This is a genomic window from Actinomadura sp. 3N407, assembly GCF_052245875.1.
Taxonomy (GTDB): domain Bacteria; phylum Actinomycetota; class Actinomycetes; order Streptosporangiales; family Streptosporangiaceae; genus Spirillospora.
Window position 1 is genome coordinate 220,350 of record NZ_JBQQBP010000005.1, and the last position, 23,303, is coordinate 243,652.

The 23,303-nt window shown below is 68.7% G+C and carries 24 protein-coding genes and 1 pseudogene; 9 read left to right on the top strand and 16 right to left on the bottom strand.

All coding sequences use genetic code 11. The features are described 5' to 3' along the window. Nucleotides 1-46 precede the first annotated feature (46 nt). Genes ACTWPP_RS14515 through ACTWPP_RS14525 form a run of 3 tightly spaced genes read left to right on the top strand, consistent with a single transcriptional unit; the run spans nt 47 to nt 4,270 of the window. On the top strand, nt 47-1,627 hold the full coding sequence (locus tag ACTWPP_RS14515) for an NADH-quinone oxidoreductase subunit M (protein ID WP_443104758.1): 1,581 nt from the start codon (nt 47-49) through the stop codon (nt 1,625-1,627). After that, a complete protein-coding gene (gene nuoN, locus ACTWPP_RS14520) occupies nt 1,624-3,219 on the top strand; it encodes an NADH-quinone oxidoreductase subunit NuoN (RefSeq protein WP_443104759.1) in 1,596 nt (531 codons plus the stop codon). The genes ACTWPP_RS14515 and nuoN overlap by 4 nt, the downstream gene beginning before the upstream one ends. Before the next feature lie 10 nt (nt 3,220-3,229). Next, a complete protein-coding gene (locus ACTWPP_RS14525; RefSeq protein WP_443104760.1) occupies nt 3,230-4,270 on the top strand; it encodes a polyprenyl synthetase family protein in 1,041 nt (346 codons plus the stop codon). A gap of 252 nt (nt 4,271-4,522) precedes the next feature. Here ACTWPP_RS14525 and ACTWPP_RS14530 read toward each other — a convergent pair whose 3' ends face one another. The 8 genes from ACTWPP_RS14530 to ACTWPP_RS14565 form a co-directional block, all read right to left on the bottom strand. Further along, a complete protein-coding gene (locus ACTWPP_RS14530) occupies nt 4,523-5,155 on the bottom strand; it encodes a GTP-binding protein (RefSeq protein WP_443104761.1) in 633 nt (210 codons plus the stop codon). After that, a complete protein-coding gene (locus ACTWPP_RS14535; RefSeq protein WP_443104762.1) occupies nt 5,136-5,561 on the bottom strand; it encodes a DUF742 domain-containing protein in 426 nt (141 codons plus the stop codon). The genes ACTWPP_RS14530 and ACTWPP_RS14535 overlap by 20 nt, the downstream gene beginning before the upstream one ends. Further along, the gene (locus ACTWPP_RS14540; protein WP_443104763.1) at nt 5,558-5,983 is read right to left on the bottom strand and encodes a roadblock/LC7 domain-containing protein; all 426 of its coding nucleotides are present in this window, start codon (nt 5,981-5,983) and stop codon (nt 5,558-5,560) included. The genes ACTWPP_RS14535 and ACTWPP_RS14540 overlap by 4 nt, the downstream gene beginning before the upstream one ends. Then, nucleotides 5,980-8,502 carry a nitrate- and nitrite sensing domain-containing protein gene (locus ACTWPP_RS14545; protein WP_443104764.1) on the bottom strand — a complete coding sequence of 841 codons (2,523 nt, stop codon included), beginning with the start codon at nt 8,500-8,502 and terminating at the stop codon, nt 5,980-5,982. The genes ACTWPP_RS14540 and ACTWPP_RS14545 overlap by 4 nt, the downstream gene beginning before the upstream one ends. A 224-nt stretch (nt 8,503-8,726) precedes the next feature. Beyond that, nucleotides 8,727-10,148: a prenyltransferase/squalene oxidase repeat-containing protein gene (locus ACTWPP_RS14550; RefSeq protein WP_443105109.1), complete on the bottom strand. Its 1,422-nt coding sequence runs from the start codon at nt 10,146-10,148 to the stop codon at nt 8,727-8,729. A gap of 281 nt (nt 10,149-10,429) precedes the next feature. After that, nucleotides 10,430-11,320 carry a terpene synthase family protein gene (locus ACTWPP_RS14555; protein ID WP_443104765.1) on the bottom strand — a complete coding sequence of 297 codons (891 nt, stop codon included), beginning with the start codon at nt 11,318-11,320 and terminating at the stop codon, nt 10,430-10,432. 61 nt (nt 11,321-11,381) lie between these two features. Continuing rightward, the gene (locus ACTWPP_RS14560) at nt 11,382-12,740 is read right to left on the bottom strand and encodes a cytochrome P450 (protein ID WP_443104766.1); all 1,359 of its coding nucleotides are present in this window, start codon (nt 12,738-12,740) and stop codon (nt 11,382-11,384) included. Between the two features lie 300 nt (nt 12,741-13,040). Beyond that, on the bottom strand, nt 13,041-13,388 hold the full coding sequence (locus ACTWPP_RS14565) for a hypothetical protein (protein ID WP_443104767.1): 348 nt from the start codon (nt 13,386-13,388) through the stop codon (nt 13,041-13,043). Nucleotides 13,389-13,482: 94 nt separating this feature from the next. On the opposite strand from ACTWPP_RS14565, the gene msrA reads away from it, so the two are divergent. After that, complete coding sequence (gene msrA, locus ACTWPP_RS14570; RefSeq protein WP_443104768.1) at nt 13,483-14,139, top strand: peptide-methionine (S)-S-oxide reductase MsrA; 657 nt, start codon at nt 13,483-13,485, stop codon at nt 14,137-14,139. Nucleotides 14,140-14,162: 23 nt separating this feature from the next. Here the strand turns inward: msrA and ACTWPP_RS14575 are convergent, their stop codons facing one another. After that, on the bottom strand, nt 14,163-15,401 hold the full coding sequence (locus ACTWPP_RS14575; RefSeq protein WP_443104769.1) for a helix-turn-helix domain-containing protein: 1,239 nt from the start codon (nt 15,399-15,401) through the stop codon (nt 14,163-14,165). Nucleotides 15,402-15,583: 182 nt separating this feature from the next. Between ACTWPP_RS14575 and ACTWPP_RS14580 the strand changes: the two genes are divergently transcribed. From ACTWPP_RS14580 to ACTWPP_RS14590, 3 genes and pseudogenes are all read left to right on the top strand, one after another. After that, a complete protein-coding gene (locus ACTWPP_RS14580; RefSeq protein ID WP_443104770.1) occupies nt 15,584-15,877 on the top strand; it encodes a hypothetical protein in 294 nt (97 codons plus the stop codon). Nucleotides 15,878-16,117: 240 nt separating this feature from the next. Continuing rightward, nucleotides 16,118-16,480, top strand: coding sequence for a hypothetical protein (locus ACTWPP_RS14585; protein WP_443104771.1), 363 nt, complete (start codon nt 16,118-16,120; stop codon nt 16,478-16,480). Between the two features lie 556 nt (nt 16,481-17,036). Further along, nucleotides 17,037-17,155: pseudogene (locus ACTWPP_RS14590) on the top strand (peptide-methionine (S)-S-oxide reductase MsrA); the annotation flags it as partial. A 12-nt stretch (nt 17,156-17,167) separates the two neighbouring features. Here the strand turns inward: ACTWPP_RS14590 and ACTWPP_RS14595 are convergent. Further along, nucleotides 17,168-17,614 carry a hypothetical protein gene (locus ACTWPP_RS14595; RefSeq protein WP_443104772.1) on the bottom strand — a complete coding sequence of 149 codons (447 nt, stop codon included), beginning with the start codon at nt 17,612-17,614 and terminating at the stop codon, nt 17,168-17,170. Continuing rightward, on the bottom strand, nt 17,599-17,925 hold the full coding sequence (locus ACTWPP_RS14600) for a hypothetical protein (RefSeq protein WP_443104773.1): 327 nt from the start codon (nt 17,923-17,925) through the stop codon (nt 17,599-17,601). The genes ACTWPP_RS14595 and ACTWPP_RS14600 overlap by 16 nt, the downstream gene beginning before the upstream one ends. Before the next feature lie 206 nt (nt 17,926-18,131). Between ACTWPP_RS14600 and ACTWPP_RS14605 the strand changes: the two genes are divergently transcribed. After that, entirely contained in the window at nt 18,132-18,368 is a 237-nt protein-coding gene (locus ACTWPP_RS14605; RefSeq protein ID WP_443104774.1) for a hypothetical protein, read from the top strand. A 107-nt stretch (nt 18,369-18,475) separates the two neighbouring features. Here the strand turns inward: ACTWPP_RS14605 and ACTWPP_RS14610 are convergent, their stop codons facing one another. The 3 genes from ACTWPP_RS14610 to ACTWPP_RS14620 are packed head-to-tail and all read right to left on the bottom strand — an operon-like array spanning nt 18,476 to nt 20,220. After that, nucleotides 18,476-19,072 carry a dihydrofolate reductase family protein gene (locus ACTWPP_RS14610; RefSeq protein ID WP_443104775.1) on the bottom strand — a complete coding sequence of 199 codons (597 nt, stop codon included), beginning with the start codon at nt 19,070-19,072 and terminating at the stop codon, nt 18,476-18,478. A gap of 3 nt (nt 19,073-19,075) precedes the next feature. Next, on the bottom strand, nt 19,076-19,672 hold the full coding sequence (locus ACTWPP_RS14615) for a dihydrofolate reductase family protein (RefSeq protein ID WP_443104776.1): 597 nt from the start codon (nt 19,670-19,672) through the stop codon (nt 19,076-19,078). Continuing rightward, nucleotides 19,669-20,220 carry a YceI family protein gene (locus ACTWPP_RS14620; RefSeq protein ID WP_443104777.1) on the bottom strand — a complete coding sequence of 184 codons (552 nt, stop codon included), beginning with the start codon at nt 20,218-20,220 and terminating at the stop codon, nt 19,669-19,671. Before ACTWPP_RS14620 ends, ACTWPP_RS14615 begins: the two co-directional genes overlap by 4 nt. 107 nt (nt 20,221-20,327) lie before the next feature. Here ACTWPP_RS14620 and ACTWPP_RS14625 point away from each other — a divergent pair, with 107 nt between their 5' ends. After that, a complete protein-coding gene (locus ACTWPP_RS14625; RefSeq protein ID WP_443104778.1) occupies nt 20,328-21,428 on the top strand; it encodes a helix-turn-helix transcriptional regulator in 1,101 nt (366 codons plus the stop codon). 34 nt (nt 21,429-21,462) lie between these two features. Here the strand turns inward: ACTWPP_RS14625 and ACTWPP_RS14630 are convergent, their stop codons facing one another. After that, entirely contained in the window at nt 21,463-22,074 is a 612-nt protein-coding gene (locus ACTWPP_RS14630) for a response regulator (RefSeq protein ID WP_443104779.1), read from the bottom strand. Beyond that, nucleotides 22,071-23,156 (bottom strand): sensor histidine kinase, encoded by a 1,086-nt coding sequence (locus ACTWPP_RS14635; protein ID WP_443104780.1) that lies wholly within the window; start codon nt 23,154-23,156, stop codon nt 22,071-22,073. The genes ACTWPP_RS14630 and ACTWPP_RS14635 overlap by 4 nt, the downstream gene beginning before the upstream one ends. Nucleotides 23,157-23,303: the final 147 nt, after the last annotated feature.

A 23,303-nucleotide genomic window follows, 5' to 3' on the forward strand; every position in this document is an offset into this window, starting at 1 on the left:
CCGGAGCTGCGCTAGTAGTGGCCGCGCTCCTGGTGGTGAACGTTTCATGAGCGACTTTCCCTGGCTGAGCGTCCTCATCGCGCTGCCACTGGTGGGCGCGCTGCTGCTCATCGTCATCCCGCGCGAGCGGGAGACGCTGGTCAAGCAGTTCGCGCTCGGCGTCTCCATCGTGGTCGCCGTGCTCGCCGGCGTCATGACGGCGGGCTTCGACGCGGGCGGGCCGCGCTTCCAGTTCACCGAGAAGTACTGGTGGATCAAGGAGTTCGGGGTCCACTGGGCGGTCGGCGTCGATGGCGTCGCGCTGGTGCTGATCCTTCTGTCGGTGGTCCTCGTCCCGCTGGTGATGCTGGCGTCGTGGAGCGAGGCGGACCGGTCCGGCGGCGTGGACGTCCCGGCGAAACGGTCGGTGAAGACGTACTTCGCGCTGCTGCTGTCGCTCGAAGCGGCGATGATCGGCGTGTTCGCCGCGACCGACGTGTTCCTGTTCTACGTCTTCTTCGAGGCGATGCTCATCCCGGTGTACTTCATCATCGGGTACTACGGCGGCGCGCAGCGCTCCTACGCCGCGGTGAAGTTCCTGCTGTACTCGCTGTTCGGCGGGCTGCTGATGCTCGTCGCGGTCATCTGGCTGTACCCGCTGTCGGCCAGGTCGGTCGACGAGGGCGGGCTCGGCCGCGGCACGTTCATGTTCGACGAGCTGTCGCGGATGAACATCGACCCGGCCACCGCCAAGTGGCTGTTCCTCGGCTTCTTCATCGCGTTCGCGATCAAGGCGCCGATGGCGCCGCTGCACACGTGGCTGCCGGACGCGGCGCAGCAGTCCCCGCCCGGCGCGCTGGTGCTGATCGTCGGCGTCCTGGACAAGGTCGGCACGTACGGGATGCTCCGGTTCTGCCTGGAGCTGTTCCCGGGCGCGTCCAAGTGGGCGACCCCGGCCGTGCTGGCGTTCGCGGTGTTCAGCATCATCTACGGCGCGATCCTCGCCATCGGTCAGGTCGACATGAAGCGCCTCATCGCCTACACGTCGATCTCCCACTTCGGGTTCATCGTCCTCGGCATCTTCGCGATGACGTCGCAGGGACAGTCCGGTGCGGCGCTGTACATGGTCAACCACGGCTTCTCCACCGGTGCCCTGTTCCTCATCGTCGGCTTCATGATCGTGCGGCGGCGGTCGGCGCGGATCTCCGACTACGGCGGCATGCAGAAGGTCACGCCCGTCCTCGCCGGAATGTTCCTCATCGCCGGCCTGTCCGCGCTGTCACTGCCGGGCCTGTCCACGTTCGTGTCGGAGTTCCTCGTCATCGTCGGGACGTTCAGCCGCTACGAGTGGGCCGGCGCGCTCTCCGTCACCGGCGTCGTCCTCGCCGCCATCTACGTCCTGTGGATGTACCAGCGGACCATGGGCGGCCCGAAGGTGCCCGCCGTCGAGGGCATGAAGGACCTGAACGCCCGGGAGAAGTGGGCCGTCGCCCCCATCATCGCGATCATCGTGGTCATGGGCTTCTTCCCGCAGCCGGTGCTGCACGTGATCAACCCGTCGGTGAAGGAGACGCAGGCCCGGGTCGACCGACAGGACCCGGCGCCGGACATCACCGGTAACGTCGCCGAGAACGGAGCCCGTCCATGAGCACCAGCAGTCAGGTGAGCGCGGTCCTCGCGCAGGGGGGTGACATCCCCGCGCCGCACATCGAATACGGGCAGATCGCCCCGATGCTGCTGGTCTTCGGCGCCGCCATCCTCGGCGTGCTCGTCGAGGCGTTCGTCGGCCGGCGCAGGCGCTGGGCCACGCAGGTTCCGATCGCGTTCCTCGGCCTCGCCGCCGCCTTCGCCTGGACGATCGTGCTGGGATGGCGGGAGAACCCGCACCATGTCGCCGCCGAAGGCGCGATCGGCGTGGACGGCCCCACCCTGTTCCTGCAGGGCACCATCCTGGTGCTGGCGCTGGTCAGCCTCCTGCTGATCGCCGAGCGCGGCAACGGCCGGGCCGGCGCCGTCGAGGGGCACTTCGCCGCGCAGGCGTCCGCGCTGCCGGGCAGCGAGGCAGAGCAGCGCACCACCGAGGCGGGAGTCACCCAGACCGAGGTGTTCCCGCTGATGATGTTCGCCGTCGGCGGCATGATCATGTTCCCGGCGGCGAACGACCTGCTCACGATGTTCGTGGCGCTGGAAGTGCTGTCGCTGCCGCTGTACCTGCTGTGCGGGCTGGCCCGCCGGCGGCGCCTCCTGTCCCAGGAGGCCGCCGTCAAGTACTTCCTGCTCGGCGCGTTCTCCTCGGCGTTCTTCCTGTACGGGGTCGCGCTGCTGTACGGGTACGCCGGATCGGTGCGGCTGTCGGACATCTCCGCACAGATCGCCAAGGACGCCGGCAACGAGACCCTGCTCCTCGCGGGCGTCGCGCTGCTGTCGGTCGGGCTGCTGTTCAAGCTCGGCGGCGTCCCGTTCCACATGTGGAAGCCGGACGTGTACCAGGGCGCCCCCACCCCCATCACGGCGCTGATGGCGTCCTGCACCGTCGTCGCCGCGTTCGGCGCGATCGTACGCGTCTACTACGTCGCGTTCGAGACCCTCGAATGGGACTGGCAGCCCTTCATGTGGGGTGTGGCCATTCTCACAATGGTCGTCGGGTCGATCATCGCGATCACCCAGACCGACATCAAGCGGATGCTGGCCTACTCCTCCATCGCGCACGCGGGCTTCCTGCTCCTCGGCGTGATCGCCGCGTCCCCGAACGGCCTGTCGAGCACCCTGTTCTACCTGCTGGCCTATGGCTTCGCCTCCGTCGGCGCGTTCGCCGTCGTCACGATGGTGCGGGACGCGGGCGGCGAAGCGGGCCACCTGTCGCGCTGGGCCGGGCTCGGCAAACGCTCCCCGGTCGTCGCCGGCGTGTTCGCCTTCTTCCTGCTGGCGTTCGCCGGCATCCCCCTCACCAGCGGATTCACCGGGAAGTTCGCGGTGTTCAAGGCGGCCGTCGAGGAGGGCGCGACACCGCTCGTCGTCGTCGCCGTCATCGCCTCCGCCGTCGCCGCGTTCTTCTACGTCCGCGTGATCGTCGTCATGTTCTTCAGCGAACCCGACCCCGACGGGCCCGTCGTGGTGGCCGGGCCGGCGACCGCGGTCGCGGTCGCGGTCGGCGTGACGGCTACTGTGGTACTCGGCGTGCTCCCACAACCCATTCTGGACCTTGCGGGACAAGCCACGACCGACATGTTCGTCCGGTAGGGAGTCCTGGGTGAGCCACCCATTCGCTGAGAAGTCCCGCGGGCCGGCCGTAGTGGAGACCGGCCCGTTCGGGCTTCCCGTCGACGCCGCCCTCGCGGCCGACGCCAGGCGCCGCCTGGCCACCGTCGAGGAGATGCTCATGGACTGCGTCCGCGGCGAGGACGCGCTGCTCACCGAGGCTTCACAGCACCTCGTCGAAGCGGGCGGCAAGCGGTTCCGGCCGATGCTGGTGCTGCTCGCCTCCCACTTCGGCGACCCCGCCGCGTCCGGCGTCGTCCCCGCCGCCGTCGTCGTCGAACTCACCCACCTCGGCACCCTCTACCACGACGACGTCATGGACGAGGCCACCGTGCGCCGCGGCCAGGAGTCCGCCAACTCCCGCTGGACGAACACCGTCGCGATCCTCACCGGCGACTACCTGTTCGCCCGCGCGTCCGACCTGCTCGCCGACCTCGGACCCGAGTCCGTCCGCGTCCAGGCCCGCGCGTTCGCCCGGCTCGTCCGCGGCCAGATCCAGGAGACCGTCGGCCCCGGCCCCGACACCGACCCGCTCGATCACTACCTCCGGGTCGTCGCCGACAAGACCGCGTCCCTCATCGCCGTCTCCGGCCAATTCGGCGCCCTGCTGTCCGGCGCGCCCTCCCAGGTCGTCCACACCGTCACCTCGGCCTGCGAGAAGATCGGCGTCGCGTTCCAGCTGTCCGACGACATCCTCGACATCGCCTCCGAGACCGAGGAATCCGGCAAGACCCCCGGCACCGACCTCCGCGAAGGCATCCGCACCCTCCCGATGCACCACGTCCTCGCCGGTATCGGCTCCGGCCCGGACGACGCCCGCCTCCGCGAACTCCTCGTCCAGGACCTCTCCGACGACGCCCTCCACGGCGAGGCCCTCACCCTCTTGCGCGCCCACCCCGCCATGGACCGCGCCCGCGCCGACCTGCGCCGCTGGGCCGAGGACGCCCGCACCGAACTCCTCACCCTCCCCGCCATCCCCGCCCGCGACGCCTTCACCGGCCTCTGCGACTACGTGGTCTCTCGTACCGGATAGCAGTTCCCTTGGCGTCGTGTAGTCGGCCCCCGGCCTGGGGCCCTCCTTCGGCGGGAACTGCGGTGCGATCGCTGCATCGCTCCGGCTCGCTGCGCGATCGGTTTCGAGCGGAGCGAGAAACTGCCTTCGGACGCGATCGCGATACCTGGGTTGTCGCGTGGCCGGTGCGACGGCTGGCGTAGGCACCCCCGCCCGTTTGCGCATGATGTTGGAAGGGCCGTTGCGGCGGTCGACACCGCAACGGCCCCGCGCTTACGCGTTCTGGGGTTCGGCTCCCTCGGTGAGGCCGCGCGACTTCATGGCGTGCAGGACTAGGTCGATGAGGACCTGCTTGCACGAATCGAGGCTGCGGGCGTCGCAGAGCATGACGGGAACCTTGGGGCCCAGGTTGAGGGCCATCTGGATCTCCGCCAGGTCGTAGCGCTGGGCACCCTCGAAGCAGTTGACGGCGACGACGAACGGGGTGTTGCGGCGTTCGAAGTAGTCGACCGACGGGAAGCAGTCCGACAGCCGGCGGGTGTCGGCGAGGACGACGGCGCCGAGGGCGCCGAGGGAGACCTCGTCCCACATGAACCAGAAACGCTTCTGGCCCGGGGTGCCGAAGAGGTACAGGACGTACTCCTCCTGCATCGTGATGCGGCCGAAGTCCATCGCGACGGTGGTGGTGTCCTTGCGTTCCACGCCGGAGACGTCGTCGACGCCGACGCTGTTGTCGGTGAGGATCTCCTCTGTGCGCAGCGGCTGGGTCTCGGAGACCGTGCCGACCATCGTGGTCTTGCCGACGCCGAAACCGCCGGCGATCACGATCTTGACCGCCGTGGGGAGCCTCCTGCGGGCGCGCACGTCGTGCCGTCCGCCCCCGGCGTTAGAGGGCCCGGAGACCATCGATCACCGCCTTGTAGAGCCTGATGTCGTGCATGTCCGCTTCCGGTTCCGGTTCCTGCATCGAGACGAAACCCTTGTCGAGCAGGTCGCCGAGCATCACCCGCACGGTCGCCACGGGAAGGTCGAGGTGGCCGGTGATCTCGGCCACCGACATCACCGACTGGCACAGCTGGATGATGGAAAGGTGCTCGGGACCGAGGCCGATCGCGCCCTCCGGTTCGGGGCCCACCGCCACCACCAGGGTGATGAGGTCGAATTTCCCGCGGGTCGGCTCCATGCGGCCGCTCGTCATCACGTACGGCCGCACCATCGGGCCGGCGTTCTCGTCGAGTAGCCGGTCGTGGGTGGGCGGGCGCGTCGTCGGATCGTCCGGCCAGTGTTCCTGGGGGTCCTCGGGGGGCATCATTGCGAGTCTCCCTCCGCGGGGGACTCCGACCGTGACGGGGAGGTGAGGTGGTGGCCCATGGCCGTGACGAGCATCGCCATCTCGTAGGCGATGAGGCCGACGTCGGCGTCCTCCTCCGCGAGGACGGCGAGGCAGGCGCCCTTGCCCGCCACCGTCACCAGCATGAACGCCGACTGCATCTCGACGATCGTCTGCCGGACGGGTCCGCCGCCGAAACGGACGCCGGCGCCCTTGGCGAGGCTCTGGATCCCCGCGGCGACGGCGGCGAGATGCTCCCCGTCGTCCTGGCTGATGCCCTCGGCGGACGCCATCAGCAGGCCGTCCGCCGACAGTACGACCGCGGATCGGGTGTGCGGCAGTCGGTGGATCAGGTCATCCAGCAACCAGCCCAGATCGGATGAAGAACCGGTCTTCTGTGTCACTGACCTTCCTCGCCTTCCAACGCTTGCTTGTTGAGGGAGTCCGCCGCTTCCAGGCGGCCCCGCTTGGAGCCGCGCTGATAGGAGCCCATGATCCGCTGGATCTCCTCAGGAGAGCGGCCGGGGTCGTCCTGCTCCTCCTCCTGGTCCACGGCGACGGTCCGCTCCTCGGTACGCAGAGGCTCGACCAGGTTCGCCTGCGGCACCCGGACGGGGAGGCCGGACGGTGTGGTGGAGATATCGGGCACGGGTGGCTGGTCCTCCGGCTGTGAGGTTTCGGGATGCCCGCCGTCTCCGGGGGCGGGCTCCTCTCTGGAGCGGGTACCGTCCGCGGGGACGACGCCATGCCTCGCGGGCGGGTCTGCCTTGGTTCCACCGGGAGCGTCCTGCTCCGCGGAGGGGTCCTGTGCCGCGGCGCCGTTCTCGTCGGGGGGGAACGGCGGCTGCGCGGAGGGCTCGGACGCGGGCGGGGGTACCGCCACCAACGCGGGCCCGGAGGGCTGCGGGCCCGTGGACGACGGGGAGGACGTCGCCGTGGAACCGGACGACGCGGAGCGTCCGCCCGCGGCGGCGCCGACCGTGGCGGGTTGGCGTACCTCCAGGCCGTTCTGGGTGGTGGCGCCGACCGCGGAGGGCGCCGGGCCCTGTTCGACGATCAGGTCTCGGGGGATGACGATGACGGCGGTGGTGCCGCCGTAGGCGGAACGCTTCAGCGAGACCTGCACGTTGTAGCGCTCGGCGAGCTTGCTGACCACGAACAGTCCGAGCTGGACGGAGCTCTGCAGGTTGAAGTCGGGCGGGTCGGCGATCCGCGCGTTGATCTCGTTGAGCTTCTCGTCGGCCATGCCGAGCCCGCGGTCCTCGATGTCGATGGCGAAGCCGCTGGCGACGAGGTGCCCGCCGACCTGCACGACGGTGTCGGGCGGGGAGAACGACACGGCGTTCTCGATCAGCTCGGCGAGCAGGTGGGTGAGGTCGCCGACCGCGCGCCCGGCCAGTTCGACCGGGGCGAACGGCAGGACGGTGACGCGGGTGTAGTCCTCGACCTCACCGACCGCGGCGCGGACGACGTCGACCATCGGAACGGAGTTGCGCCAGCCGCGGGCGGGCAGCGCGCCGGACAGCACGATGAGGTTCTCGGCGTTGCGCCGCATCCGGGTCGCGAGGTGGTCGAGCCGGAACAGCTCCTCCAGCTCCTTGACGTCGATGTCGCGGCGGCGCTCCATGGTGTCCAGCATGGTGAGCTGCCGGTGCACCAGGGTCTGGGTACGGCGGGCCAGGCTGAGCAGGACGTCCCGGATGCCGCGGCGCAGCTCGGCCTGCTCGACGGCGGTGCGGATCGCGGTCTCCTGGACGGCGTTGAACGCGCGTCCCACCTGCCCGATCTCGTCGGCACCGAACTGCAGCGGCGGCGCTTCGGCCGCGACGTCCACCTTCTCGCCGTGGCCGAGCCGTTCGACGACGCCGGGCAGCCGCTGCTCGGCCAGCTCCCAGGCGGCGCCGCGCAGTCGTTCCAGCTGCCGGACCAGCGCCCGAGCGGTGGTGATGGAGACGATGATGGACGCGATGACCGCGATGAGCCCGAGTCCACCGGCCAGCATCAGCCGGATGACGATCCCATAGCCCATCGGCTTGGCGCGTTCGAGGAGCCTGTCGCCCCCGTCCAGAACCACCTGCTCCAGCTGTTTCTGGACCGTCAGCATCGAGGACTGCCACTCCTCGGGGCTGAGGTGGGCTCCCCCCGCCGTCCTGCTCTGGATCACGCGGTCCTCGTAGGTGCGCAGCCGCACGTACTCGCCGCTCTTGAGCACCTGTCCGTACTGGGCGCGGTCCGCCTGGGGAAGCTGGGCCGCCGCCTCCTGGTGGAGGAACCGCTGCGTTCCCACCAGCTGGGTGAACTGGGCGTGTTCGGCCGGCGTGAAGCGCCCCGCCGCCAGCACGCCCGCGAGGAGCGCGTCCTCACGGGAGAGGATCTCCTTGGCGCGGGTCAGGGCGTTGAGTGTGCGGCTGTCCTTGGCGATGGCCTCGTCGTCCACGCTTCCGGCCGAACTGTAAAGGCGGAAGGCGACGTCGATGAAGTCGTCGAAGGGCTTGGCCGCCCGGCTCCGGTCCAGCGAGCGCGCGTCGATGGCGCTTCGGCCGGCGGTGAGCGCGTTCAGGCGGCTGAGTGACTCCTTGATGCTCTTCTCGGTGTTGCCACTGGCCATCCATGCCACGGAGCCGCTGGCGACTCCCTCACGGTATGTGGCCGCAGCGGCGTCCACACGTTGCCGCTGCGCGTCCAGCGCTGCGCGCTGCTGGCCGCTCGGGCTGCCCAGATAGATCATCGTGAGCCTGCGTTCCTGCTGCAACTCCGTCACCAGTGTCACGGCGGGCCGGGTGACATTCTGGTCGAGTGTGCTGACAGTGAGCAGATTCAGCCCCTCGCGCATGGTCACCCACGCGGCGAAGACCCAGAGCGCGGCGAGCGACACGAGCAGGGCGGCAATTTTCGTCCGCAGACGTGAGTTGCGGAAGCGCATCAACCTGTCCTCAACGAGTTCCCGAGCGCCCGGCGGACCATCGAAGTGACGGATGCCGGGCCGCTGGTGTCCAGGCGCGCAGCGCGACAGGGGGGCGTCGCGAGCGCACGCGGAGTACCTTAGCAACGTTGCGGGCTCAGATGATGTACTTTGTTCCCATCAGCAGAAATTTACGCCATTGCCATCTTGCAATGTGAGATAGGAAACACAGTGCAACGTTGCGTTTAGTGCGAATCGGGTCTAAGGCCGCGTTTGTTCGCAAGGTGCTGTGCTGCCAGGAGCGACGCCCGGACAATCGCGGCTGGCAGGTAGAGGTCCTTGTCGTGCCATAGCGCCGGCCCCTCGAAGGTGCCGGGATCCGGCCGGTCCGGGGCGGGGAGAAATTTACAGCCCAGGGTTACAGATTTCTTATACCTTCCGGTCGTATCCCACATGCCGCCAACGTGCTCATCTGACAGCAGGATCTGCAATGCGTACGCGGTCTCTTCGGCCGTCCCTTCCCAGCGTCCCCACGACCCGTCGGGCCGCTGAGTCGCCAGCGTCCATTCGCGTGCCCGGCGGATCACCGGCGCGGCCTTCTCGCCGCCGAAGCGGTCGAGGGCGACAACGCAGCACATGGTGGCGTAGTAGGGGGACGCATGCCACCGGTCCGTCCAGGTCCCGTCCGCCTCCTGCTGGTCGCTCAGCAGGGCCACAAGTTTGTCGACCGTCGCCACGTACCTTTCGGTGGCCGCGGTCTGCGGCGACTCACCCTGGCCGACGGCATGGAGATACTGGCCGAAAGCCTCCAGGACATGGGCGTTGACGGTCACCGAGAAGCCCTCTTCGCCCGGCCAGGTGCAGAAATGCGTCTCCGTTTCGTACGGCCACAGCACGTCCGGCGGCCGCGGGGCGCCGAGAAGGCCGAGGGCGTACAGGGTCGCCGACGTGGTGTCGGCGTCCGCCGGGAGTCCTTCCGCCGCCGGAGTCCCGCCCGGTCCGAGCGCGGCACCGAGCTCCTTCACGAGCGAGGCCGGCACGTGCACCTCGACCCCGGCCCGCGCCAGCGTGCCGAGCACCCAGGCGCGCTCGAAGACGGTGATGGGAATGCCGCACGGAGCCAGACCGGCGTGCTCGTCCACGACGGCCTCCAGGAAGATCCGCGCCGGGTGACTGGCATCACGCGCTGCGCGTCCGTCGAGCCATGCCGCGGTGGCGGCGGGTGATGCGCCGATCGCGCCGATGGAGCCCGGACGGATCGTGCGCGCCCCTCTCGCGAGCTCGCTCGCGACCTCCAAGGCGTGCAGCACCTTTTCCGGGACGCTCACTCCGGCGCTGAGAGCGGCCCGGACCTTGGCCAGTCTCGTCCCGTCCAGCCCCCTCGGGCGGCCCAGGTGCCTGTCATGGACCGCCGGGTCGAGGCCGGACGCCGGCAGCGGCCGGAGGGAATCGAGGTGATCGTTGATCGATTCGATCAGGGAGCTGGTGATGAGGTCGTTGGCGGGCATGTCCGGCAGGGCCGCAGCGGGCATGTCCGCCAGCCGGCGAGCCAGCATGGGCAGTACCCGGTTAAGCCTGCCGGCCAGTTCCGCCGCCTTCACCTCGGCGTCCGAGCCGGTGATGCCATCCGGGTAGCCGTTGGCATGGCTCCGCAGGACGGCGAGCATCGCCTCCACGGCGCTAAGGGTCGGGACGACCATGTAGCCGGCAGGCGCCCCCCAGAGGCCGTCGGGGCGCTGGGCTTCCAGGAGGTGCCGCACGCGCCGGCTGTGCCCGGCCAGCCAGGGGGCGAGGGAGACCAGCCTGCCGGTCTCGTAGACCGACGGTGACACCTGCCCCCAAGGGCGGGCGACCAGCTCTGCCAGCAGCTCCTGGCCCGCCGTGACCGTGGAGGCGTCGCCCGTGGACTCCGTAGCGGTCTTCGCCGCCTGGGCGCACGGACCGATGCTCACAACGCCCCCCAGTAGTCGGTTCCTCCGTAGAAGCCGACACAGAAGTCGATCTGCCGTTCGAGGTAGTGGGACAGCCGCGGATGGTAGGTGCGCAGCGGCACGGCGATCTCCCGGAACCGCCGGGTGAGTTCGGTGACCTGCCGGTCGATCTCCTCCGGCCCGACGTCGAGCATGAGGGCGTTGAGGTCGCCCCATTCGACGTCACGCTCATAGGAGCCGAGATCGTTGATCAGCCGTCCCGCTCGCTGGGCGGCCCAGCTCGCCGTCTGGATCGCCGCGATGTCGGCGTCCGACGGTGGTGGACTGGTGAAGATCCAATGCGATATGAACGCAAAAGAAAAGCCGAAATTATCTGAATTATCGAGATAGTCGGCCAGCGTGGGGCGGTTATCCTTTCCATCGCCGTCGGCGCGCCAGTCCCATTCGCGTGCCATGGCGTGCAGGAAACGCGCTAGCTGGTCTCTCCAGACGGGCAGCAGCATCGGAAACGCGGGGGACGACGAGAGCCCGTCACGAATGTCGGCGAGCGAGAGCATGAGGTCGTCATCGGCCGGGGGCTCACCGTCCGCGACGGCCAGGCACCCGGTGACTATGTCCTCCACCTCGGCCCGTGAGGTCGCCACGTAGTCGATGAGCCAGTCCACGCCGAAGCCCCAGATCGCGGTGCGGTTGGTCATCCGCAGGTCGGCGCTCTTCGCCCACGGCGCACTGAACGCTGTGCAGAGGCAGACCGTGTTATAGAGCGTGGGGTCGAAGGGCTTGGCCGAGAACAGGCGGCCATATTGCTCCGCCCACTGCTGCGTTTCCCGTGCCGCCTGACCCGCCACCGCACATATCGCGCCGCTCGGGGTGGCGGCTGGCAGGCCGATGAAATCGGTATTTTCCATCGTGGAGACCATCCCAGAATTAGTTCGTTCCAGATGCCACCCGGCGGAGTGGCGTGTCGGCTCAGTGCCGTACAGGCTGAAGTGTGATCTTGACACGCTCACGCGGTTTCAGCGTGATGTCCACACGAGGCTCGATCGGGTGCGGGGTCTCCAGCACCGGGCGGAACTTGCTGAGCAGCGTGGCCAGGATCAGTGGCGCCTCAATGAAGAAGAAGACGCGCCCCGCGCACTGGTGGGGTCCTCCGCCGAAGGCCATGAAGGCGAACCGGTGCCTTGAGCGGTCGGACTCGAACCGTGACGGGTCGAAGACGTGCGGTTGGGGCCAGACGTCCGGCAGCCGGTGCGTGAGGAATGGACTGATGGCGATGGTCGAGCCGCCCTTGAGCCGGACTCCGTCGATGACGTCGTCTTCGCGCACGACCCGTGGGGTGATCCAGGCGACGGAGTACAGGCGAAGTGCCTCGTGCAGCACCATCTTGGTATAGCTCAGCTTTGCAACGTGGTCGAACGAGGCCGGGCCCGCCCCCACCACCCTGTCGATCTCGTCGTAGAGCTTGGTGCGGACGTCCGGATAAGCGTCCAGCGCCGCCCAGAGGAACGTCAGGATCGACACCGTCGTATCCGTCGCCGCCACGAACAACCCGGCGACGCCATCGCGGACCGCCTGGTCATCGAGCGCCCCGCCGTTCTCGTCACGTGCGTGGATGAGCCTCGATACGACGTCCTGGCTGCCGTCGTCCTCGCGGGCACGCGCCTCGTGGACGATGGGGAAGATGAGGTCGTCCACGGCCTTGACGGCGCGGTTGAAGGTCCGGTCTCCCGGGAGCGGCACTGAGAAGGGAACGAACGGCATGAGCATCCGCGCACGGAACGACGAGGTCGTCGCGGTCACCATCGCTTCGCCGAGTTCGTCGATCCGGGACACCTGGATCCGGTCGCCGATGAGGACACGGATGATCGTGCGGTAGACGATCCGGGTCATCTCACCGTAGGCGTCGACGCGCCGTCCCCCCGCGGCACGTTCGCCCAACTCGTTCACGGCCTCGGCGATGGTGGCGGCCATATCCTCGGCGATCAGCGCGGTGCTCGGCCCCGAGAGCAGGTTCTGGTAGACCCTGCGCCGGACGTTCCAGGACGCACCCAGGTCAGAGGTGTCACCGACCAGCCGGCCGAGGGGCTTCCACATCATGCCCTCGCGCCGGAAGTTGTCGACGTTGTCGCGCAGGACGTACTGCAGGTGCTCGGGGTGGGTGATCAGGTACGGGCGGAACGGGCCCATGTTCACCCGGACGATCTCGCCGTTCGCCTCACGTCCCATCTGCTCGAACGTCGGCAGCGGATCCCGCACCAGCCTCGGCAGGTGGCGGAGTGGCAACGTGCGAGCCTTGCGAGCGAACCGGGTGCCGACATCGACGGCCATCTTCGACCCCTTTGACGTGGTGACGCGGGCAGTCCGGGTGGCGGGAGACCCGAGAGCATCGATCAGGCGACCTAGGTGATTTGTAGTGAGATGGGGTTAGTTGCCGGGTTCGAGTGGAGTATCACATGATCATTTAACGAAAACAAGCATCCTTTTGGTAGGAAATATGACAATTTGTGCGTGACTTGCATCACTCACAAGCAAAGCGTCAGAAGATGAAGCGCGACTCTTCGACCTAAATTCGACTCCGAAAGAATCGATCATTAGTTCGGCAAGGAACCACTGCCCATTCAGCGCTTCCTACCTGTCCGCCGGCAGAAGGGCGGGCCAGGAGAGTCGTCCGGCGACCTCGAGTTGACCGGTCACCTGCTGCCCCCCGCACCACGCGACAACCGTGTACGCGCCAGGCTCTACCTCGCGCTTGACCGTGGCAGCGCCGTCCTTGGCCCGCCGCGCGAACGCCTCGGACGTCACCCCGCGCCCCCCGCTCACACAACCGGGAACCGAGATCTCCACCCGTTGCCCTGGCCGCACCACGTCCGGCTCCACCACGACGCCGTCCTGCCCGGTCGCCTCATCCGACCCCGGGGCCAGCACCCCTGCCACGACAAGTGCGGATCCCAACACGGCGAGGCTGACCAGACGCAATGTGACTCCTCCGAACCCGGGCAACGACGTCCGGCACTTTAACCGCTCAACCCGCGCTCAGACACCGCTTCCGGCCGCGAGCTAACCTGAAGACATGTTCGGCTTTGCGAAGACCCAGATGGTCTCTCCGGAGAAGGCACTCCCCGGTAGGGACGAGCCCATCCCGGTGCCACCACGCCACGAGGTCCTCGACGCGCCCTTGGCCCCGCCCTACCCGGACGGCGCCGAGATCGCCGAGTTCGCCCTCGGCTGCTTCTGGGGCGCCGAACGCAAGTTCTGGCAGACCCCCGGCGTCATCTCCACCGCCTCCGGCTACGAGGGCGGCTACACCCCGAACCCCACCTACGAAGAAGTCTGCAGCGGCCAAACCGGCCACACCGAAACCGTCCGAGTCGTCTACGACCCCACCAAGGTCTCCTACGAAGACCTACTCCGCGTCTTCTGGGAGTCCCACGACCCCACCCAGGGCATGCGCCAGGGCAACGACATCGGCACCCAGTACCGCTCAGCCATCTTCCACAGGACCGACCTCCAGCAGAAGGCCGCCGAAGCCTCCCGCGACACCTACCAGCAAGTCCTCACCAAAGCCGGCCACGGCCCCATAACCACCGAGATAACAAAGGCCACCGACTTCTACTACGCCGAGGACTACCACCAGCAGTACCTCTCGGACAATAAAAACCCCGGAGGATACTGCGGCATCGGCGGAACCGGCTTGAGCTGTCCCGTGGGCGTCGCGCCTGCCGAGTAAGTGCTGACCTGCTGGAACGACCTTTAGGCCGCGTGCGTGTCGAGTGCCTCGCGTACCTCGGGGATGTCTCGGTACGGCTCCAGCTTCGTGAGGACGATGCGGCCTCGCTGGGCCGTCCGGTCGCTGGCGGAGTCCGCCGAGAGGTCGAGCATCCGCCGCGCGGTCTTTGCAGCCTCCTCCGGCTCATTCGCGTCCGCCAGGGCGACGGCTAGCCACGAGAGGTAGAGCGCCAGCTCGCGAGTGTGCGTCGAGTCGTACCGGCTGAGCACCTCTTGCAGGAGCGGGACGGCGCGCAACGGCTTCCGGAGTTCTGTGTAGACGCGGGCGTCCATCACGTCGAGTTCCTCGAGGGAGACCCAGTAAGCCCAGTCGGGGGACTGCTGCGAGTCCTCAGTGGTCATGGCTTCGTGGGCCTCGGCGAGAGCGCGCATCGCGGGTTGGGCGTCGCCCGCTTTGGTGTGCGCCCATGCGACTCGGTCAAGGTAGAGCGCACGGGCCTTAGCCGGTGCGTCCGGGCCTGCCTCTTCTAGGGCGGCGTGGGCGAGGCTCAGGCCGTCGTCTTCGTGTCCGGTGTTGGAGAGTTGGTAGGCGAGGCTTCCAGCGAGGTTGCCGACCAGGGCGAGGTCTCCGGCTTCGCGGGCGGCCGAGACTCCGAGCCGGTAGGCGCGTGCCGCCTGGTCGTGCTCGCCTGCGTCGCTGGCGATCCATCCCGCGATCTGGGCTATCTCGCCGATGCTGCTGAGAAGGGAGCGGCCGGTCTCTTCCGAATGCGTCGTCTCTCGGTAGAGCCGGACGGCTCCGTCCAGCTCTCTGAGCGCGGGGGCGAGTAGATCGCCACCGGCTATGACGTCGTCTGCGAGTCGTAGGCCATGGGCCCGGTCTGCAAGGGCGGCCGCCGTAGAGGCTCCGACTCGGCGCCCGGTGTTGCTCGCCAGGGGGCCAAGCTCGACGGCGTGATCGGGCAGGAAGTAGGCGAGTGCCTCGGCCGGACTGCGCAACTCGGTGCCAATATCCTCGCCTCGCGCATGGGCTGCCGCCCTTTGGAGGTTGTCAAGCGGCACGCGCAGTGCGGTCGCAAGAGCGGGGAGCCAGACATCAGGAACACGCTCGCCGCGTTCCCATCGGCTGACCTCATGACGCGTCACAGAGGCGGTCCCAGAGATACGGCAGAGCATCTCCGCTAACTGTCGCTGGCTCTTGCCTGTGTCTCGGCGCGACCGTGCAAGGTACGCCCCGAACCGCTTGCGCTTCGCATCGCCCACGTTGGCCCCCTCCTCCCTCAAGTCTGGCCCCTCCCTGGCCCCCTGGCTGGTGCCTCTGAGAGATCCGGCGAGAAAGACAGGCTCAGAGCCATGGAAAGCACGGCATGCGTCGCGGGTCAACCTTGATCGGCAACCGCTGCGGCTACTCCAGTCCATCCCGGCGCTTGTTGAAAGGACAGTCCATGGCCGAGACAACCGAGGTTACGGAGGCTCGACGACTGCGCGTCTGGGCGTTGGCACGGGCTCTCAAGTCGCATGGGTACGCGGTGGAGGTGGCCGAGTCGGACCCGGTGCTGTCGGTTCCGGCCGCGTCCGGGTCGCCGGTGGTGGTGCGGTGTGATCAGCGGGCGGTCTGCGGCGGTGAGTTGTGGTTCGCGTTTGCCGGTGGCGGTGCGATCGCCGCGGCCGATGACGCGCACATCCCCGATGTGGTCGTGGCGGTGAAGGGCAGGCTCGCCGCGCAAGCCGGTGGGTAGGCGCTCCTCGTCCGGAGTGGTGACCTGGTATGGGCAGGCCACGGGCGCGTGGTGGGCCATGGTGCCGTCATCGAATGGGGCGCGGCTGGTGGAAGCGGCCAACCCTCGTGAGCTTCGGGCAGCGATCGAGAACCCGGCGGCCTGGCCGTGGCCTCAATCCAAGTTCGTCCCCGCTGCCTCCCCTTCGCAGGTGTCCGGGGCACGCGGCCGATCATGAAAGGCAGAAACGACGTGTGCCAAGTGCGCCCGATAAGCGTCCAGGTAGAGCGCCACGTGCTGCGCTGGCGGACACTTCGGGGCGGCGCCACAGCCGAGAAGTACCTGAACCTGCTGGCCGTGGCTCTGGAGCCGCGTGGTTGGCGCCTGGTGCGACTGTACCGCTCGCAGGGCTTCCCGTTGCCGGTGCTGTGGGTCTACGCCAGCGGCCCCGACGATCACGTCGGCCTCGGTGTCGTCGCCCTGGCCGTCCCGGCGGCGCGTGGGGCTACCACGCTGCTGAACGCGGACGGCGGGGCTATCTGGCTCCCTGCGGCGATGCCATCGCGGCGGCCGATCAGGTTGACGCCCTTCTCAAGCACCGCATGTTCCCCGGCACCCTGGTAGCCCACATGAGGGATGGCCCCGTGGGAGGGCTCTGGGGTTGCTCCTCGTCCTGATGGTGACGCGCGTGGCCCTGCTGGGGAGTTCGGCCGCTGCTCGTCGCCCTCCGGCCCCGCCTGTCTCCTTCCCCCCGAAGCAGACAGGCGGGGCCTCGTGGCCTTGACCGGCGGACGGGCGGCACCTGCCTGCCCGCAATGGCCCGTCGCGAGGCCCCGCGAGGGGTCCCCGCGCAAGTACGGAACCGGCCTGCGGCACTAGACACGCGTAAGAAGGAGGGGGGTGGGGTCACTGGGTTTCTTTCGGACTCCGAGACAAGTCCGGGAGCCTACTTTCACCCACCCCCCTTAAGCCGCGGACCCGCGAAGGGTACTCAGACCGACTTCAATGCACCGCACAGTAGTGACAGCCTCGGACACCGCGCCAGGGCGGCGACGCGAAGCGGCGCCCTTGAACTTGTGCTGATGCTGGATCCCGTGTTCGTCTCGTTCCTGGTCGGCAGAGATACGCGCGTAGGAGACGACGGGGATCATGTCACGCTCGGTAACGCTCACCGGAAGCTCCGTTCTATGGCCTAGAACGAAGTCACCACCAGCAGTACCTCCACAAATCCCGGGAGGCTACTGCGGCATCGGCGGCACCGGCCTCTCCTGCCCCGTAGGCGTGGCCACGACCGAGTAGATCAAGCAGTGGTCAGACTCGGAGCCAGTCCACTGGTGAGGGGCGGTTGGCGCTGGCATCCTTGCAGAGTGCGGGAATGTGGGAGCCGTCGCTGGAAACGACCTTCGCAGGACCGGTGGCGCTGGCAGCAGTGGCCACCACTAGGGCGTCCACGACACAGTCGTGGCCGGAGAGGCCCGTGGAGTTCAGCAGGGCGGCAGCCGCGTCCGCGAGTTCCGCGGTGACAGGAATGATGGTGAGCCTGGAGCGCAACCATGCGAGCCGCCTGCCCGCCTGTCCGTCGCGACGCTGCTCGACGATGGTGACAGCACTGATAACGGGCACGAATTCCTCCCGCACCGCCAGCTCCAAGCGCGCTGTCGTGCGGCGGTCATCGTCGACCAGGAGCGACAGGCCCTGCGCGTCCAACACGAATGCCGGACCGATCAGGGGAGCCGGCCTGGTCACTCGCCGCGCCATGCGGCCTCTGCCTCTGCCAGTTCCTCCTGTGTGAACTCTCCGTGGCGGGTGACGTGATCGTCCACGATCTCCTGAGCCTGGAGGAGGGCCAAGTGGCGCTCGGCCGCGGCGTTCAAGAACTCAGAGAAGCCGCGTACTCCTGTGCGGGCCTCGATCTCTTCTACTACGGACTCGCGCAGCGTGACCGACTTCTTCACGGTCTTGCCATGGCTTTCGCTTGCGTCCGCTTCCAACACCCGCTGCTCCGTCCCTGAAGCAGGCGGACGACGCCTTCGCTTGCGCGGCTTCGCGATGTCACGAGTCTCGGCCATGATCTAATTGTACTACCAGGAGTAGGATAGTTGGAAGTGGCTGAATGCACTCTGTGACGCCTGACCGCACGGCGAAGCTATGGCTTCGGACGAAGCGCTACCGCCAGCAGTACCTCCACAAAAACCCGGGAGGCTACTGCGGCATAGGCGGCGCCGGCCTCTCCTGCCCAATCGGCGTAGCTCCCGCCGACGAGTGACCTCGCGCGGTGGTCGCTCCGGCGACGTTCAACACGATCAACAAGTGGGCGGCGGGCTTCGCTGACTCATTCGCCGTGGGCCTGTGTGAACTCATGGGCTTCGGCGCCGATTGCCGCAGCGCCGCCGCTCAAGGACACGCTGGCGTGTCAGTCCGCTTTCGTGAGCAACGTGGAGACGCCGTGGCCGCCGCACGACGTGCGCGCATCGCTCTGGAGCGGCGGCTGGTCGGCCGCTTCGGTGAGTGACGGTTGCCGAGCATCGGACCTGCTGGCTCGGCTGCTGGATGAGCTTGGTGGAGCCGCGGCGGTGGGGTGTCGGGCTGTGTGGCCACCTCGGTGGCCATGGACACGCATCAGGTGGTTGTGGGTGTGTGGACGCGGTAGCGCAGGTGGGTGACTTGTTTTGTGGGCTCCTCGGTGTCCGGTGTTGTCAGTCGGCGGATCAGGTCTAGGTCGATGTGCTTCGCGGGGAGGTTGTCGAAGAGCCGTCGTCCCTGCCCTAGGAGGACGGGGACGACGTGCAGTTCCAGTTCGTCGAGTTCTCCGGCGCGTAGTAGTGCTTGCGCTGCTCCGGCTCCGTGCACCATGACGTCGCCGTCGCCGACCGCTGTGCGGGCCTGGGCGGCGCACGCGCGTACATCGGTGACGTAGTGGACGCTGCCCGGCGGCGGGTCGTCCGGTACGTCGTGGGTCAGGACGAAGATGGGGACGCCGTCGTGGTGGTCGCCTTGCCAGCGGTCGGCCAGTTCGTAGGTGCGGCGGCCGGAGATGACGGCGCGGGTGGCGAGCGCCTCGCCGTACACCTGGCCGCTCGGTCCCGGGTCGTTGCGCCGGTCGAGCCAGTTGAAGAGGCGGAACCCGTTGATGCCCAGAGGCGCGTCCGCATTGTCGTGGGGTCCGGTGACGAAGCCGTCCAGGGACATGGTCATGTACAGGCGGATCAGTGCCATCGGTCAGCCCGCCGATCGCACGCGGTAGCGGAGGTGCTGCACACCTGGAGCGTCCAGGGCACGGAGGAGTTCCAGTTCGATGTGGTCGGGCGGCATGTTGTCGAACAGGCGACGGCCCTGCCCGAGCAGGACGGGCATCAGCTGCAGCTCCATTTCGTCCAGGAGGCCGGCGCGGAGGCACTGCTGTGCGGTCGCGGCGCCGTGCAGGAGGATGTCGCGGTCTCCGGCCGCCTCTTTGGCCTGTGCGACGCAGGATTCGATGCCGCCGGTGACGTAGCGCGCGTGTCCCGGCGCCGGTTCGCTGGGGGCGGCATGGGTCAGGACGAAGATCGGGACGCCGTCGTGGTGGTCGCCGGCCCAGCCGCCTGCGTGGTCGAAGGTGCGCCGGCCGGTGATCACCGCTCCGGTGGCCATCAGCTCGTCGAACACGGTCGTGCCGGGGCCGTCGGCGGGACGGTGCGAGCGCGGGTCCACGCCGCCGGGGCGCAGCCAGGCGTGCAGCCGTTCTCCGCCTACGCCGAGGCCGTGGTCCATTCCGTCGTCGGGGCCGGTGATGAACCCGTCCACCGACATCGACATGCACAGCACGACCTTGCTCATCGTTGCTCCGATCCGCCGGTGGTGAACTCGATCTCGATGGCGATCTCGATGGTGTCGGCGACGGCGACGCCGCCGGCGCCGAACCCGAGTTCGATGTCGACGCCGAACGCGGCCCGGCTGAGGGTGGTGGTCGCCGAGAATCCCGTGCGCTCCCCGCCGGACGGGTCGGCGACGGCGCCGTGGAACCCGGCCTCCAGCCTGACGGTCCTGGTGACGCCGTGGAGGGTCAGCTCGCCGACCAGGGTGAAGTTCTCGCCGTCGAAGTCGCGGACCTCGGTCGAGGCGAACTCGATCGTCGGGTATCTGTCCACGTCCAGGAAGTCGGCGGACCGGACGTGCCGGTCGCGCTGCTCGTTCCCGGTGTGCACCGAGGCGGCGTCGATGGTGGCCGTCACCGAGCCGCCGTCACCGGTGGTCAGGACGGCGGAGGTGAGGGCGAAGGTCCCTCTGACCTTGCCGACGCCCATGTGGCGGACCTTGAACGAGATGTCGGTATGGACGGGATCGCCGACCCAGGTTCCGGCGGCGAGGGAGGTGGCGGTGCTCATGGAGTTCCTTTCGGGACGTATCGGTTCGGCCAGCATGCGAGATCCGGGGGTGGGACTGAATCCCAGATTCGTGGGATGGCGTCGGGGGAGCGAGGTACTTTCGGGGCATGGTCAACATGGCGGCGCGCGCACGTGTCCGCGACGAGGTCGTCCGGCTGGTGCACCGGGGCCTGCCGCTTCCGCAGTTCTCGCGGGCCGTCGGCGACGCGTTGGGACGGGCGGTGCCCGCCGAGGGGACCTGCCTGATGACGGTGGACCCGGCGACCATGCTCCCGACCGCGGAGTTCGTCGAGAACGGCCTGCCCGCGGCCGGGCTGCTCCGGCTCGTCGAGATCGAGGCGCGTGAGCCGGACTTCAACAAGTGGGTCCAGCTCGCCCGGGCGGACCGCCCGGCGGCGAGCCTGAGCGACGTCACCGCGGGTGACCTCGACCGCAGCCTGCGCCAGCGGGAGATCCGCCGCCCCGGGGGCTTCTCCGACGAGCTGCGGGTGGTGCTCGCGGCGGGCAGGGCGACCTGGGGTGTGCTGACCGTGTTCCGGGAGGTGAAGCGCCCGTACTTTTCACCGGCCGACGTGGGGTTCGTTTCGTCGCTGGCCGGATTGATCGCCGACGGGGTACGGCGAGGTCTCCTGCTCGACGGCGCACGGGCCGGTGACGCCGACGTCGGTCTGCTGGTCCTCGACGCCGATGACGGCGTGAGCATGTCCAACCAGGCCGCGGACTGCTGGCTGGACGAGCTGGGCACAGGCGACAGGGCCGGCGCCCGGCTGCCGCTGGTCGTTCCCGCCGTCGCCCGCCAAGCCCGTGCCCTCTGCGGCGCGGCGGCGGCACCCGCGCCGGCCGATGTCCGTCCGGCCAGGGCCAGAGTGCGCACCCGGTCCGGTCAATGGCTGATCGTGCGGGGGTCGATGCTGGGGGACGGGCCGGAGTCGCCGGTCGCGGTGATGCTCGAAGCGGCCCGGCCGGCCGAGATGGCGCCCCTGATGGTCGACGCCTACGGCTTCACCGACGGCGAGCGGCGGGTGACCGAGCTGGTGGCGCAGGGCCTGTCCACCAGGCAGATCGCCGCCCGGCTGCACGTGTCGCCGTACACCGTGCAGGACCACCTGAAGTCGATCTTCGCGAAGTCGGGCACCGGTTCGCGCGGCGACCTGGTCGCCCGGCTGTTCTTCGATCATTACGCCGACTCGTTGACGGCGTCCTCGTGATGGCGCGCTGTGGAGCGCGAATTTGCCGTAGCGGTCAGAGGAGGTTCTGGTCGCGGGCGTAGAGGGCGGCCTGGGTGCGGTCGCGGAGGCCCAGGCGTTGCAGGATGCGGGAGATGTGGTTCTTGACCGTGCCTTCGCTCAGGTAGAGGCGCGCGGCGATCTCCTTGTTGGTGGCGCCGGCGGCGACGAGGCGCAGCACCTCGGTCTCGCGGGGGGTGAGCAGGCCCGGGTCGGGGAGGGCGGCGGCGAGGCGGCGGGTGATGGCGGCGTCGAACTGGGCGACGCCGGAGCGGGTGAGCTGGACGGCGGCGGCGAGTTCGGCGGCCGGGAGGTTCTTGAGGAGGTAGCCGGCCGCCCCCGCACGCATGGCCTGGACGATGTACTCGTCGTCGTCGAACGTCGTCAGCATGACGACTTTGCAGGACGGGTTGCGGGCGAGGACTTCGGCGGTGGCGGTGACGCCGTCCATGCCGGGCATCCGGACGTCCATCAGGACGACGTCGGCGGACGCGGACGCCTCGATGGCGGCGGTGCCGTCGGCCGCGGTGCCGATGACCTCGATGCCGGGCTGGATGCCGAGGAGCGAGGCGATGCCCTCGCGGACCAGTTCCTGGTCGTCGACGACGAGGACGCGCACCGGGTTCACCAGGGCACCCTGGCCGAGATCGTGGTGCCGGCGGGGGTGCTCGCCAGGTCGAGGCGGCCGTCGAGCTGTTCGATGCGTTCGCGCATGCCGCGCAGGCCGAATCCTTCGCGCAAGTCGAAGCCGTGGCCGTCGTCCGCGACGGTGAGGTTGGCCCCGGCGTCCTCGTAGGCGAGGGACAGGCGGACGTTGGCGGCTCCGGAGTGGCGGCAGGCGTTGGTCAAAGCTTCTTGGGCTGCGCGGTAGAGCGCCATCTGGGACGTCAGCGGGCCTTCCTCTGTGCCGGTCACGTCGAGGGTGATGGTGAGGCGGGCGTCGTTGAGGTGATCGATCAGTTCGGTGAGGGCGTCGGTGAGGTGGAACGGGCGCCGACCCAGCGTGCGCACCGAGTGACGGACCTCGGTGAGTGCCCGGTCGGCGGACCAGCGGGCGTTGGCGACGGCCTCCCGGGCGCCGGACGGGTCGAGGTCGGCGAACGCGGTGGCCTTCTCCAGCTGGACGGCGATCGCGGTGAGGTGGTGGCCGAGGCTGTCGTGGATCTCGCGGGCGAGCCGGTTGCGTTCCTGGGCGGCGGACAGGGCCTCGACCTCGTGCATGATCTGTTCGAGCCGTACGCGGGCCTGCCGTTCGCGGACGGCGACGGCGGCCATCGTGATCGCGAGGACGACGCCGAGCGTGAACATCACGAGGTCGGAGACGTACTCCGCGCGGGTCTGCCAGCCGGGGACGCGGAGGGTGAGCACCGCCGGCAGGGCCGCGACGCAGGACGCGCCGAGGATGATCGCGGGACGGCGTCCGAACGTGAAGTACGCGCCGAACGGGATGAGCACGAACAGGACCCGCGAGATGCCGGAGTCGTCGAGTGCGTTGACCGCGATGTAGAGGGCCGTCCGGGTGACGAGGAGGACGGCCGCCGGGATGTGCCGGTCCAGGACGTCGAGTCCGATCAGGAGGAGCAGCAGCGCTGAGAAGCCCGCCAGGCGGAAGGAGGGGCCCGCGTCCACCAGTGCGTAGTAGGCGCCTCCGGCGAGGACCGCGAGGCAGAGGAGGGGCGACACCCAGGGCACCGGGCGCGTGGAGGGCATGGGTGGAGATTACGCGGGGTGAGGCCGGCCGGGCCACACGCCGGAAGGATTCTGGCCGGAGGTCATGTGCCTTTCGGCCGACGCAGGTCCGGCCGTTTCGCACTTATCCGCGAATGGCGGCGCTCATTACGGTGCGTGATGTCTCTC